The following is a 13,409-nucleotide window of genomic DNA, read 5'->3' as shown; positions in this document are numbered from 1 at the left end:
ATTATTAATTTTAATTATGCCTTTGTTTGGCGGCGACGCATTAACAATAACGCACCAATAACAAGAATCAAGCCAACAAATATAAACGGTGTTTGATCTGCTCCATCTGTTTGTGGTAATTTACCTTTTGAATTTAGCAATGATTCTAAACGCTCTGCATCTGCTTTAATTTTATTAATATCAATAGCTTGAGCTACTTTAGACTGATCTTCTTTTGATAGCTTATTATAATTGTTAAGGAAGTCTTGATAAGCCTTTAATGTTTGCTTTGTTGCATTTGATGGATCAAAGCCTGGTAATTGCTGACCTTGATTAATCACATCCTGTACAGTTACATCCCCCTTATCAGAAGGAGATGGATTGTCTGGTCCTGGTGTTGGATTTGATGGCTTACTTGGATCTGGTTTATTTGGATCTACCGGGTTATTTGGATCTGGTTTATTCGGATCTACCGGGTTACTTGGATCTGGGTTATTCGGATCTACCGGGTTATTTGGATTTGGTTTATTCGGATCTACCGGGTTATTTGGATCTGGTTTATTCGGATCTACCGGGTTACTTGGATTTGGTTTATTCGGATCTACCGGGTTATTTGGATCTGGTTTATTCGGATCTACCGGGTTATTTGGATCTGGTTTATTCGGATCTACCGGGTTATTTGGATCTGGTTTATTCGGATCCACCGGGTTATTTGGATCTGGTTTATTCGGATCTACCGGGTTATTTGGACCTGGGTTTCCTGGTTCAACTGGATCTGGAGGTGTAACTGGTCGTGATGGCTGAATTGTAGCCTCACATGTATTACCTACTGTAATTGTACCAATAATTGTTTCACCATTCTCTTTTACAATATACTTGCCTGGCTTGATAATTGAATTGCTAATAACAATTTGGCCTTGGCTATCTGTTGTAAATTCTGTTGAACCATTTTCCTCTACAGCAATCCCATCTTCACCTGCAATTGTAACTTTTACACCTGCACGTGGCTGCCCATATGCATTGTTAATTGTTAATGTGAAATCTGGACATGCTGGCGCAATTTGTAACTCTGTTTGACAAGATTGTTTATAGGATACTTCAATTTCACCTAAGTAAACTTTGTTATCAAACACATCATACACACCTGCTGGCACATCTTGTGAAACAAATGTAATGCGTCCATCTACATCTATACTTGTTGGAATGATGTTACCTGATTTGCCCTTAATGACTACGCTTTGACTAGCTGGCACTAATACATCGTTATCATCTTTTAGCTCTACAGTAAACTGCGGACACGCTGGTGCTGGTTGGATTGTATGGGCACAGTTTGTATCAACTGCAAACTCATCAATCTTTTTACCATTTTCATACACTTCATACTCAGCTGGCGGAAGACCTGTAGGTGGAAGGTTAACAAATACTACTTCTCCATCTACATCCGTTTTACCAGTGAATGCTTTATTAGAATTTTGTTTGTCAACAATCTCTATAGCTACATTTTCCCGCGGCTTACCATCCACATCATTAATTGTTAATGTAAATGTTTCACACGCTCTAGCTATTGTTAATTCAACCTCACAGCCAGTTGTATAATCAATTGTTACTGTGCCTAAATATTGTTTACCTTCATATACTTTATACGTACCTGCTGATGTTGTAGATGGTAATATAAATTTGCCATCACTATCTGTTGTTTCTGTAGCGAGTATAGTATTGTTCGAATCTTTTACAGTTACTGTTACATTTGGACGTGGACTGTTATTTTCATCGTTAATTGTAATTGTTACTGATGGACAAGCTTTTGCTTGCTGTACCTCAGCCTTACAATCATCCCCATACTTCACAGTAATCTCTGCATTTTCTAAAACAATACTATCTGCTCCGTTCTTTACTTCTACAGTATATAATCCCGCCTGTACAGCTTTTTCTGAACCACCTGTGTCAGGTCGTTTCACTGTGAATTGCCCATTTGCATCCGTTGAGCCTTGAGCTATTTCTATGCCGTTGCTATTCAATAATTTGATGTCTTTACCTGAGCTAATTGGATTACCATTTGCATCGTTCACTGTAATTGTAAATTTAGGACACGCATTTGGATCAGTAACACTTTCGATATTTTCAACAACATATGGTTCTCCACCAACTAAAATATCGAATTGTGCGTTCATCGTGACTTCAAATGGCTGAATCTCTTCATAGCCTGTTGGTGTCACTTCTCTTAAAGTATATTTACCATAGCGTACTTGCTCGAATGCTACCCTACCATTAGCATCCGTTACACCTTCAGCAAGCTTAACTGTATTATTTTTATTCCATAACTCAAATGTTACGCCTTCAAATACTTCTCGCACTCCTGATAAAGGATTTACTTTAAACTTGTTCAGTTGAATAGTACCTCTAGTAGCTGAAGCAGTTGAATCCGATGAACTATACTTAAAGAGTTTTGAATCTCCATCCTGGTCAGTTGTGCCTGCTGCTGAAGCTCCTGCATAGCCAATAGAAGCCACGTTACTTATAGTTTCTCCAGTGTTGCCATCGCCCATAAAGAAAGTTGAATACGTAACAATATAACCTTTATCGTTTAGCTCTCCTAAGTCAAGGCTAAAGCTGCCATCTGGATTTATAACAATCTCATTTTCATTGATAGTAATAGTATTTCCAGTTACTAAATCACCTTTTTCATTCAACTTAATTTCTTGCTTTTTAAATGAATTTGTTAATACTTTTTGATTAGCAGAAGGTTTATCTGTTAATACAATATTTCCAAGCTTAGAGTTAGAAGCATTAACTGTTACTGTCCATTCGATAATATCTGCTGCTGGACGAGGAGCTGCTGATTTTGTAATTAATTCATTTGCATGATTACTAATTGTCGCTATTGCATTATATGTGTAATTACCATTATGTGGCGTATCCAACACTGCACTATTTGTATATTGACTTGCATTGCCACTACTTTGTCCATAAATATCATCAGCATCTTTTGTTGTATACTCTACTAAATATGCTTCATTGTTTTCACTTGCATCTAGTCCTGAAAATGTAATAACAAAGCCTGTTACTTTACCATCCATTACTGTTTCGGAAACAGTCCATTTAGATGAATCCAACTGTGGCTGACCAGTTGTTGTACCTTCTTCTGTTGTTAAATTCAATCTTGTAATTGTGATTTGCTCTTTTAATGTTTCACCATTTGGAACAGGGATATAGTGACCTGCACCTAATGTATCCGTTAATGTAGCTCTATCAATATCTTGTTTATTAATATTAATACCTACACGCCAAGCAAATTCCTGTGTATTGTTATTTACCTTTACCTTCTTATAACCATTATTATTTGTTGGAGAATCTTGGTTAGGTGAATAGTCTGCTGTTCTACTAGCTTGATTACCAGTACTTTCTACACCATCCCAAGTAACTTCTGCTAGATTACGATACATAGTTGCTACATTACCATTTGGCTTAATATCAAACTTTGTTTTGTAGTTAATAGTAATTGTACTTCCTGCTGGAATCGTATTCGAAAATGTTACTTTAAAGCCTTCATTACCTGCTGCTGGAGCATTGCCGCTTTTATCTGTAATAGCATAATCTAAAGAGCCTGCGCCTGTCACATTATAAAATGTTGAGTCGCTCCATTGCGTCAATGTATGCTTTAATGTGTCTCCAGGTTTATTTGTGGTTGTAAAGTCGTCTTCAATAACAAGGTTATCCAAGTTTTTCTCAGCCTTAATTGTTAAAGTCCAATCAATTGTTTTCGTTTCATAGTCAATTTTGCCACGTGATTTATTAAAGATTTCTGGTGTAAGATCAACAGTGGCTATATCTGATCCACCATCTCCTCTTGTGACAGTATTTGTAACCGTACCTTGATTGGCATCTGTTACAAACTCATCTTCTAACTCTGTATTATAAACAATTTTAAATGCTGATGTTACTTCACCGTTTGGTCCTGTAGTGTTTGATGGACTGTCAAAATCTATTTTAAAATCATAATCATCTTCTGTTAAAGTATAATCTTTGCCTTTTGTTAGAAGTGTAGCAGATTGTTCAGTTTGACCATCATTTGATAGCGTCACACGATATACTTTAAAGCTTGTGTAGTCAATTTTATGTTTTCCTGTAGTATCAGAAGAAGTTGTTAATGTATCTGTTAATATAGCTTGAGCTGCAGGAATTTTTTGACCAAGCCAATTGTACTTAATTGTCCATTCTGACCTATATTTATCACCAGTTCTTGCTTTATCTAAGCTAGGACCATACTGCACAGTTTGAGTGCCATCCGCTGTCGTTGTTGGAATATTAGTTCCTATCAATGTAGCTGTATTCTTATACGTCATGCTTGAATCTGTTGGATCAGCTGTTACGACAGTATTGTATGTTACTTTGTATGCATAATTCCCATCTGTTAAATTAATAGGAAATGCAGTTTCTAATATCGTCTCAGGTGTACCGGGACTATTTGGATTAAAACCATTTAAGCCTACTTTATAGCGCTCAACTGTAATATCTCCTGTTAATGCATGTTTAATATCTGGTACATCATTTAAACTTGCCCCATTCAGTTTTTCTCCACCTGTATTTACCCAAACTGTCCATGGAATTGTCACTTTACCATTTGCATCACGTTTAATTGCAGCGGCACTTTTTTTCAGTAAATCTCCGTTACCTAACGGTGCAAATTCAAATGGTAAGTTAACTGTTGTTCCACCTTCAATTGGAATAATTAGTGTTTGCTCAAGCTCCTCTTCATCAGCAAAATTACCAAATTTAGCTACGAAGTCAAAAGTAATATTCCCAGCTTGCGCCTCTTCAATATCACTATCTAGGAAAACTGTTACCGTCTTTGTTGCACTGTCATATGTTGAATGATAGCTCGCATATTCTGTTGTTCTTGCAACATTGAAAGAGCCTGATGTGAATTCTTCAATCATATTGGCCGGGAGTTGGAATGTAAATGTAGAGCCTACTCCATAGTTCTTTGTTGGATCTACTGCAAAGCTATAATTTAAAGTTACCTGATCACCTTTTCTCGGCTTTGGTCCTGAATAGTTTGCTAAATCAGTAGCATCTCGAATTGGTGTACCATTTAGTATTAAATTCTTAAACGACATGCTAATATCAGCTTGCATAGATTCAGGTGTAAATGCAAGTGGCATCGGTGTATCAGCTTGCATAGGCTCCTCAAGCTGCTCTTCCTCTGGAGTTACTGCCTCATCTGTTTCATCCGTTTCAGTATCTGTATCCTCTCCAGTCTCAGTAGCACCTTCTTCGTCTGGTACAACTGGTTCAGAATCATTCCCCACTTCTTCGTTACTTGGTTGTGATGGTTCTGTTGACTCTGCTCCATTATCAGTACTAGCATCTCCTTCTGGTACTGCTGGTGTTTCTGTTGGTTGTTCTACCGGTTCAGCTTCATTAGTCAGTTCTGACTCTTCACTAGTACCGCTACCTGTATTCGTATTTTCTATTGGCCGTATGTCATTACCCTCATCTGCAAACACTGAAATCGGCGAAAGTACTGTTTGGAATACGAGTAGCAATAAAATTATTGCTATGTTTAGTTTTTTTAAGTTTTTCATGCTTCTCTCCTTTTCTAAGTTCAGAGAGATACCTGTGTGTTTGCTGACGACGTAGGCATTCTTTTAATATTCATTGCTACAAACAATAGGTCGATCCCTCTTTTCTTCATTTTGATTGTCGTCAAAGTTGATTACCTTGCAAAAAAGCACATTAAATAGGCAATAACGATTATCCAAGAATATAATATAAATAATTATGTTATCGCCCATTACTTTAGATTCACATAATCGACATTCTTCACCACCCCTAGGATTATAGAATTATATTGTATTAGTGATAACTGAACAAATTCTAAACAATTAAGGCTTATTTACTTATGAAAAATTAAATATTTTCCATTTGATTTATATTTATACATAAATAAAAACAGTAAAAGAAAACTCAAATTGAGTTCTTTTACTGTTTCTTCACAATAATTCAGAAAATTTTTTTTATATACAAATTTTTATACATTTAATTTTTATTTTTGACCTTTCAACAAGGCTAGTATTTCTTCTTTTACAATGGAATGTGTAGTAGTATCCTCTAAAAAATCTAATGGAAAATAGATTTTATGATCTCGCTTCATACGTCCTGAAATAGAATCAACTATAATCGATTCTCGCGAAAGCTCCCGTAGCTCACCATTTTTCATTTCTAAGAATATCGGTACTCGTACTTCTTCTTCTCCAGGTCTGTAAAAATCATATGGCAAATCTGCCGTTGTATCGTGCACAAGATAATAATCTGGGTTCAAGTCAGCCTGTTTGAAAAGCTCTTGGAGTTTTTGATATTTATCTAACTCGACTCCAGGGTCTAAATCAATGTACTGAAATAGCTTACGGTTAACAAAGCGGCGACTTAAATCACTTAGAATAGCATCATCCTCTTGCATCCATAGCTGAAAATATGTAAAAAGTATACTCTCGTCTAACGCAAGATAATCCTCTAGTGTGATAGCATTACGGAAAAATGCTAGAAAGTGTGTAGGTTCATGCTTAAATGTATAACCTGCTAAGCTTAATTGTTTTACTCGTTTAAGAATATTATTTAAAATCACTTCTGCGCTACGGGACACTGGGTGGAAATAAATTTGTAAATACATCTGATAGCGACTCATAATATAATCTTCCACTGCATGCATACCTGTTGCTTTTATTACCACTTGGTTTTTACGTGGGCGCATTACTCTTAAAATCCGCTCCATATCAAAGTGACCATAGCTAACACCTGTAAAATAAGCATCGCGCTGCAAGTAATCCATACGATCCGCATCGATTTGACTTGAGATTAAACTGATCACTTGCTTATTTGGATATGTCTTTTCAATTACTTGCGAGACCTTTTCAGGAAAATCATCTGCTACTTTTTTTAATACTGCATTTACTTCCGTATCGCCCAATAGTATTTGCCTTGTATAGTATTCATGATCCAGCTCAAAGACATTTTCAAAGGCATGTGAAAATGGTCCATGTCCTAAATCATGTAAAAGGGCTGCACATAATACTAATAGTCGCTCACCTTCATCCCAATCAGGGCGACCCACGAAAATATCGTCTACAATACGTCGGACAATTTCGTAAACACCAAGAGAATGGCTAAAGCGACTGTGTTCCGCTCCATGAAATACTAAAAATGTGGTACCTAACTGACGAATTCTGCGTAAACGCTGAAATTCTCTTGTACCCACTAAATCCCATATCACCTGATCTCGAACATGTACATACCGGTGAACAGGGTCTTTAAATACTTTCTCTTCTTGCAATTTAGCGTCTGCATATGTCATTTGGATAGCACCCCCATTTTGTTATAGTTCTATTATATGCGATAAATCTAGGACTAGCATACTTATTACCTTTTTTCTATAGATACTAACAACCTTTTTCAGCTATAATCCAATTTACCCCAAGTTCTATTGGTCTAATATTTATAGCCATCTAAAAATAAACAAAAACAAAAGCTATCCCTAACAAGTAGAGATAGCATGATGTTTTACTTATTTCTTTAATTTTGCTAAAACCTTTTCCATAAGTTCTTCTTCTGTTAAGGCAGCAACAGGTCGGCTATTTACAAAGGTAAATGTTTTTTTGCGTCCTGGACCACAGTAAGAATGACAGCCTATTTCGATGGTTGCATCAGGATCGATTTCCTTTAATTTTGGAATTAACGTTTTTAAGTTAACGGCCTGACATTCATCGCAAACTTTAAATTCGTTTGCCATTTTGTCAACAACCCTTTCTATATAGTATTTTTAAACAAAAATATCGCTCTATTGAACGCATGACCTTCACATATTTAAGTATGCAGCATACGTACAAACCTACATCGGGTATTGTATCGCATTTTTCCCCTTCTATTCAAGCATATTTCCTTCTACATAGATGAATAAAAGGTTAAAAGATTGGTCATGCTAGTCTTAAATAACAAGTTACCAATAAAGGTGGGAGGATTTAAAAAATGAGTAAAGTAAGACAAGATGCTTGGTTAAAAGAAAACGATGAATTATTAGCAGAGGCGGTTATTCGACATGTAACGGAAGGTAGCACACAGCTCAATGCCTTTGAAGAAGCTGGTGATGCATTGAACCGTACTGCTGCAGCCTGTGGTTTTCGTTGGAATGCGGTTGTTCGTAAAGAATACGAGGAACAATTAGCAGAAGCAAAGAAGGAAAGAAAAGAGAGAATGCGAGTGTTGGGAGCACCAGCAAGACGACGTGCTTCTAGTATGTTTACAGTAAATAGTAGTGCAGCAGAAGGAAAATCAATTCCACTATCTGCTCTTTCTCTTGATATTGTTATAGCCTATTTACTACGTTTACAGCATTCTGGTGAAGTAGGAAATGAATCTTCAAAATGGAGACAGCTTGTACATGTAACATCTGAGAAAAATAAAAAGCTAGAGAAAACTATTACAAAACTAGAAGAAGAAAATCGAGCGATTCGCAAGGATTACGAGCAATTTGTTCAAATTATGAATCGCGCTAGACGACTTGTTACATTAGATGAAGAGGAAGAGCGAATTGCGCCTGTTTTCAAAATGGAGAAAAACGGCAACCTTGTAACAAGCAGCTCTATTTATCAATCAGAAAATGGCGATGCGCTTAATTAGCAGCATCGCCTTTTTTATGTTTCATATAATGAGTCTATGACTTTCGTTCAAGCATTTTGGCATTGCGCTCGAAAACACGCTGTAAATAAAAACCGTATAGCTTTAATTCCTCATTATCGAAAGATTGAGGACGAACTTCCTCAGCTAAATGATGAAGTAGTTGCTGAAGACGAATGACAACCGCCTCTACTGTTAAATTTGGATCGACAAGTTCTGAAAGCGAAGCCATGACTTCAGGCACAATTTGAGGATACACAAACTTTGTCTCTGCCTGTTGCAAACTTTCCTCATAAAAGTCACGAATAAGTGCAGCACGTTGTGAGCCGCTTCCTTCAATACATAAATAGATTTGAACAGCTACTCCTTGGCGTAGACGTCTTTGTGAAATACCTGCAAACTTTTTCCCTTCAATACTTAAATCATAAGATCCTGGACAATAAGAGCCTACTATTTCATAAGCCTCAATTTTAGTAGCTACTTCTGGGAACACCCCCTGCACAAGATCTACCATTACATCATAGCCATCATTAATGCTAAGTGACTGAGTTTGTTCAGACAATATAATAGAAATATTGAGAACTCCTTCATCTAGCACCACCGCTAATCCACCCGAGTTACGAACGATAGGATGATAGCCTCTAGACTCTAGTAATTCCATACCTTGTTGAACATAAGGTAAACGATGATCTTGAATACCAAGTACAACCGAAGCCTCATGAACCCAGGTACGAATTGTTGGCGGCGAAGTTAATTGTCCAACTAATTGACACAACGTATCATCTGTAGCAAATGATTCTAACGGTGATCTTTGCTTTGCACTAATCGATTGATCATAAAAACGCCAAATTGGCTGTTGTAACATACTTTTCATATTGGTACTCCTCTATCTACATCTCTTCTCTTAGCATACATTATCTCTTGTTGGTGTCAAATTCGTGAACTACTATCATGAATTTAGGGATTTTGTACAAACTATGATAAACTAATTTTTGAATGGTATTCACTTATAAAGGAGTGTTTTCAATAATGAATGAAGCAGCAATTACATTAGATGGTTGGTATGCTTTACATGACTTCCGCTCAATCGACTGGGCTTCTTGGAAACTTGTTTCTGCTGAAGAACGTCAGGCAGCAGTAGAAGAATTTATTGCTTATTTAGAAAAGCTAAACGAAGCTGATATCGCAAAAACAGGTGCACATGCATTTTATGCAATCGTTGGCCAAAAAGCTGACTTTATGATTATGACATTGCGTGAAACAATGGATGAGCTACAAGAGCTTGAAGCAGAATTTAATAAATTAGCGATAGCTGATTTTACAATTCCTACATACTCTTATGTATCTGTTGTGGAGCTTTCTAACTATTTAGCCGGCGAATCAAATGAAGATCCGTACCAAAATCCACATGTACGTGCACGTTTATATCCTGAACTTCCACGTGCTAAATATGTATGCTTCTACCCGATGGATAAACGCCGTCAAGGGAACGATAACTGGTACATGCTATCAATGGATGAGCGTAAATCATTAATGCGTTCTCACGGAATGATTGGCCGAGGCTATGCTGGTAAAGTTAAGCAAATTATTACAGGTTCTGTGGGCTTTGATGATCACGAATGGGGCGTAACATTATTTGCTGATGATGTGCTACAATTCAAAAAATTAGTATATGAAATGCGCTTCGATGAAGTATCTGCACGCTACGGCGAGTTCGGTGAATTCTTCGTCGGAAACCTACTGGATAAAGATAAACTGGTTAAATTCTTAACTGTTTAATACCAATTAAAAATGCGAGTCCCTGCTATGGACTCGCATTTTTAAATTTCGTTTTCTTCAGCATTCTCGGATTCAAATATTAAAATAATGATATGAATAAAAAATCCAGTAAGAATCATCAGAAAAATCAAATACCCATTATATGGTTGATTGTAGTATTCTGCTATTGCTACTGCCAAAAAAGCACTGATAATAATGGCTACAAACATACTAAAAATACGCATGGATACGCTCCTTCATAAATGCATATATTATTTCATCTTTAGTATGTCTCGGTTAATAGTTACTATACTTGCTACGTAAAAGTTTTACGTCTAGGCAAGATTCATCTTTTTTGAGGATATATTCTTATAACGCTTCGCCAGATCCAAGATAAAAAAGCGCCATCCCTCTACGATGACACTTTCTTATCCAGTAGATTTTAACCTCCACATACTTCCTTAAGAGCTTTCATCCTTTACCTTTAAAATTAAAATAACCGTTTGAATAAAAAAGCCAATCACAATAATTAATATAAAGAGGTACCAATGGAGTGGCTGTCCATAAAACTCTCCTAGTAGAAAGGCTAATACTGCACTTAATAAAATCCCGAACCAAACCCCAATTTCCATTACCCATCACCTCACATGTATGGAATACACATGCAATTCATTTCACGTTCCCCTATTTCTATCTTTTTCTATTTACCCGTTTTATCTAAAAAACTATGGAACTTGTAGGATTATAAATTAATTTATGGGCATTTGTCGTTATTACTACTATATGCATACTAACTTTGATGTGTGATTGTCTTTCTTATCAAAATTGAACATGTCTACAATACCCTCGTGCATATACTGTCTGCGAGGAGGTATGAAAATCGCTGTTATCAAGACGAATGATGCACAAACAGCCCTACTAGCAAGACTTATGCGTGCCGAAGCAGAAGGTGAAGGAGAGCTAGGCATGTTAATGGTTGGGAATGTTGGTGTTAATCGTGTAAGGGGTGATTGTTTAGACTTTGGTGATATTCGAACAATTGAGCAGATGGTTTATCAACGTCCAGGAGGCTTTGAAGCGACTCAAAAAAGTTATTTTTATCAACGAGCACGTGATCAAGATATTCGGTTAGCAAAACGGGTGATTCAAGGCGAACGATTTCATCCAGCGACCCGCTCCTTATGGTTTTTCATGCCTGCAGGTGAATGTCCTGCACAATGGTATGGCCAGTGGAATACTGGCAGATTCAAATCTCATTGCTTTTTCTCGCCAACTGAACAAGATTGTCCTCAAATTTAAAAAGAAAGTAGGTCGATAATTGATGATGCCTTATTATTGGACACCAACAACGCAACAACAAATGACTCCTCCTCCAGTGACACTTCCAAGCGGAAGACCACCTGGTCGCGAAGAGTCCTATATAGAAAATATTTTAAGATTGAATCGAGGAAAACCAGCTACCTTCCATTTTTCTTTTGAGCATGCAGTAGAACAGGGAAAAAACACAAAAACTGTGCGTGGTGTAGTTGAAGCCGCTGGACGGGATCATGTCATTATCCGTGAACTTAAATCCAATCATCGTTTCCTATTCCCTATGATTTATTTTGATTTCGCTGAGTATGATGAAGAAATGGCTTATTTTAATCAGAATCCATAATTGTATTTTCTAGTGTAAAAATCCGCAATACGCTCACTGACAAATGGTCAATGAGCGTATGCGGATTTTTTATCGTTTACTCGATTTCATTTCCTTTTAAATACGCTAATGTTGCTTTACCTAAAGTTTTTGCAGCAATCAGCATGGCACGTTCATCAAAATCAAAGCGGGCATGATGATGAGGATAGGCCGTTTCCCACTCTGGCTTTTTAGCACCGGTGAAGAAGAATGTACCCGGTACTTTTTCTAAATAATAAGCAAAATCCTCCCCAACCATAAACGGTGGACATGTTCTTACGTGCGCTACACCTGGTACAGTTGAAGCTAGCTCAGTCACGAAATCGGTTTCTTTCTGATGATTATAAACAGGTGGATAGCCTCTTGAGTAGCGATACTCATAGCTTGCCCCGAATGCAAGGCAAGTTGCATTCAATACTGCTTCTAGCTCTCGCTCTATTTGTGTCCGCACCTCTTCTTCAAATGTACGAATTGTTCCCGCCAGTACCACTCGGTCAGCAATAACATTAAACGGATTAATTGCCTCGAAATGACCGATTGTTAACACAGCTGATTTTAATGGATCAATACGTCTTGAAACAAGCTGTTGAGCATTAATGACAAATTGTGAGGCAAGGGTTACAGCATCAATGGAGTGATGTGGCTCTGCACCATGACCACCCTTTCCTTGGATCGCAATTTCTACTTTATCAGCGGCAGCCATAATTGCGCCATCTTTCACTAAAATTTCTCCTAATGGTGTAGGTGCCCATAGATGTGTACCAAAAATAACATCTACCCCATCTAAACATCCGTCCTCTATCATTGGCTTTGCTCCACCTGGTGCCACTTCTTCAGCATGCTGATGAATAAAAACTACATTGCCTGCTATGTCGTCCTTCATCGCATTAAGTGCCTTAGCTAACCCGAGCAATGTGGCTGTATGACCATCATGCCCACAAGCATGCATTATTCCAGGTACTTTAGATTTATAGGGAACATCATTTTCCTCTTGTATAGCTAAAGCGTCAAAATCAGCTCGCAATGCTACTGTTTTGCCAGGTTTATTACCGTGTAATATGGCTACTACACCACGCCCCCCTACACCTTCACGAACCTCATGGCCCAATTCTCTATGAAAAGCAGCTATATAAGCTGGCGTCTTCTCTTCCTCAAAGGATAATTCAGGGTATTCGTGTAAGTGCCGACGAATTCCTACCATCTCATCATAGTAACGATCTATGAATGTAAATAGCTTTTCCATGCTTCCACAACCTCACTTTTTATATTTTCAAAATATTACAAGTAATAGTAGTGTACTATAATAACTTGTTAAATGAATACGATT

At 37.3% G+C, this 13,409-nt stretch carries 11 protein-coding genes; 4 read left to right on the top strand and 7 right to left on the bottom strand.

The genetic code is table 11. The features are described from left to right. Nucleotides 1-14 precede the first annotated feature (14 nt). The 3 genes from OU989_RS02315 to OU989_RS02305 form a co-directional block, all read right to left on the bottom strand. Entirely contained in the window at nucleotides 15-5,564 is a 5,550-nt protein-coding gene (locus OU989_RS02315) for a collagen binding domain-containing protein (protein ID WP_274795505.1), read from the bottom strand. Nucleotides 5,565-6,025: 461 nt separating this feature from the next. Beyond that, nucleotides 6,026-7,330, bottom strand: a complete 1,305-nt coding sequence (locus OU989_RS02310) for an HD domain-containing protein (protein WP_274795504.1) — start codon at nucleotides 7,328-7,330, stop codon at nucleotides 6,026-6,028. A 210-nt stretch (nucleotides 7,331-7,540) separates the two neighbouring features. Then, nucleotides 7,541-7,765 carry a YuzB family protein gene (locus OU989_RS02305; RefSeq protein WP_049667962.1) on the bottom strand — a complete coding sequence of 75 codons (225 nt, stop codon included), beginning with the start codon at nucleotides 7,763-7,765 and terminating at the stop codon, nucleotides 7,541-7,543. A gap of 236 nt (nucleotides 7,766-8,001) precedes the next feature. Between OU989_RS02305 and OU989_RS02300 the strand changes: the two genes are divergently transcribed. Next, on the top strand, nucleotides 8,002-8,652 hold the full coding sequence (locus OU989_RS02300; RefSeq protein ID WP_274795503.1) for an RsfA family transcriptional regulator: 651 nt from the start codon (nucleotides 8,002-8,004) through the stop codon (nucleotides 8,650-8,652). Nucleotides 8,653-8,686: 34 nt separating this feature from the next. Here the strand turns inward: OU989_RS02300 and OU989_RS02295 are convergent, their stop codons facing one another. After that, nucleotides 8,687-9,523: an octanoyl-[GcvH]:protein N-octanoyltransferase gene (locus OU989_RS02295; protein WP_274795502.1), complete on the bottom strand. Its 837-nt coding sequence runs from the start codon at nucleotides 9,521-9,523 to the stop codon at nucleotides 8,687-8,689. Nucleotides 9,524-9,678: 155 nt separating this feature from the next. Here OU989_RS02295 and hemQ point away from each other — a divergent pair, with 155 nt between their 5' ends. Then, a complete protein-coding gene (hemQ, locus tag OU989_RS02290; protein ID WP_274795501.1) occupies nucleotides 9,679-10,428 on the top strand; it encodes a hydrogen peroxide-dependent heme synthase in 750 nt (249 codons plus the stop codon). 41 nt (nucleotides 10,429-10,469) lie between these two features. On the opposite strand, the gene OU989_RS02285 is transcribed toward hemQ, so the two are convergent. Both OU989_RS02285 and OU989_RS02280 read right to left on the bottom strand, forming a co-directional pair. Beyond that, on the bottom strand, nucleotides 10,470-10,652 hold the full coding sequence (locus OU989_RS02285; protein ID WP_274795500.1) for a hypothetical protein: 183 nt from the start codon (nucleotides 10,650-10,652) through the stop codon (nucleotides 10,470-10,472). A 216-nt stretch (nucleotides 10,653-10,868) separates the two neighbouring features. Beyond that, nucleotides 10,869-11,039 (bottom strand): hypothetical protein, encoded by a 171-nt coding sequence (locus OU989_RS02280; RefSeq protein ID WP_197278966.1) that lies wholly within the window; start codon nucleotides 11,037-11,039, stop codon nucleotides 10,869-10,871. A gap of 241 nt (nucleotides 11,040-11,280) precedes the next feature. On the opposite strand from OU989_RS02280, the gene OU989_RS02275 reads away from it, so the two are divergent. Continuing rightward, on the top strand, nucleotides 11,281-11,706 hold the full coding sequence (locus OU989_RS02275; RefSeq protein ID WP_274795499.1) for a cell wall hydrolase: 426 nt from the start codon (nucleotides 11,281-11,283) through the stop codon (nucleotides 11,704-11,706). A gap of 22 nt (nucleotides 11,707-11,728) precedes the next feature. Next, the gene (gene gerQ, locus OU989_RS02270; protein WP_004227629.1) at nucleotides 11,729-12,064 is read left to right on the top strand and encodes a spore coat protein GerQ; all 336 of its coding nucleotides are present in this window, start codon (nucleotides 11,729-11,731) and stop codon (nucleotides 12,062-12,064) included. 76 nt (nucleotides 12,065-12,140) lie between these two features. Here gerQ and OU989_RS02265 read toward each other — a convergent pair whose 3' ends face one another. Further along, nucleotides 12,141-13,325, bottom strand: a complete 1,185-nt coding sequence (locus OU989_RS02265; RefSeq protein ID WP_274795498.1) for a M20 family metallopeptidase — start codon at nucleotides 13,323-13,325, stop codon at nucleotides 12,141-12,143. Nucleotides 13,326-13,409: the final 84 nt, after the last annotated feature.

The sequence above is a fragment of the Lysinibacillus irui genome (genome assembly GCF_028877475.1).
GTDB classification, from domain to species: domain Bacteria; phylum Bacillota; class Bacilli; order Bacillales_A; family Planococcaceae; genus Lysinibacillus; species Lysinibacillus irui.
Note: the sequence above shows the minus strand (reverse complement) of the source record. Positions and strands in the feature narration are given on the sequence as shown.

What these genes read in the sequence shown, in the direction of transcription:
- OU989_RS02315 (WP_274795505.1), bottom strand. Translation starts at nt 5,564, where the DNA reads ATGAAAAACTTAAAAAAACTAAACATAGCAATAATTTTATTGCTACTC.
- OU989_RS02310 (WP_274795504.1), bottom strand. Translation starts at nt 7,330, where the DNA reads ATGACATATGCAGACGCTAAATTGCAAGAAGAGAAAGTATTTAAAGAC.
- OU989_RS02305 (WP_049667962.1), bottom strand. Translation starts at nt 7,765, where the DNA reads ATGGCAAACGAATTTAAAGTTTGCGATGAATGTCAGGCCGTTAACTTA.
- OU989_RS02300 (WP_274795503.1), top strand. Translation starts at nt 8,002, where the DNA reads ATGAGTAAAGTAAGACAAGATGCTTGGTTAAAAGAAAACGATGAATTA.
- OU989_RS02295 (WP_274795502.1), bottom strand. Translation starts at nt 9,523, where the DNA reads ATGAAAAGTATGTTACAACAGCCAATTTGGCGTTTTTATGATCAATCG.
- hemQ (WP_274795501.1), top strand. Translation starts at nt 9,679, where the DNA reads ATGAATGAAGCAGCAATTACATTAGATGGTTGGTATGCTTTACATGAC.
- OU989_RS02285 (WP_274795500.1), bottom strand. Translation starts at nt 10,652, where the DNA reads ATGCGTATTTTTAGTATGTTTGTAGCCATTATTATCAGTGCTTTTTTG.
- OU989_RS02280 (WP_197278966.1), bottom strand. Translation starts at nt 11,039, where the DNA reads ATGGAAATTGGGGTTTGGTTCGGGATTTTATTAAGTGCAGTATTAGCC.
- OU989_RS02275 (WP_274795499.1), top strand. Translation starts at nt 11,281, where the DNA reads ATGAAAATCGCTGTTATCAAGACGAATGATGCACAAACAGCCCTACTA.
- gerQ (WP_004227629.1), top strand. Translation starts at nt 11,729, where the DNA reads ATGATGCCTTATTATTGGACACCAACAACGCAACAACAAATGACTCCT.
- OU989_RS02265 (WP_274795498.1), bottom strand. Translation starts at nt 13,325, where the DNA reads ATGGAAAAGCTATTTACATTCATAGATCGTTACTATGATGAGATGGTA.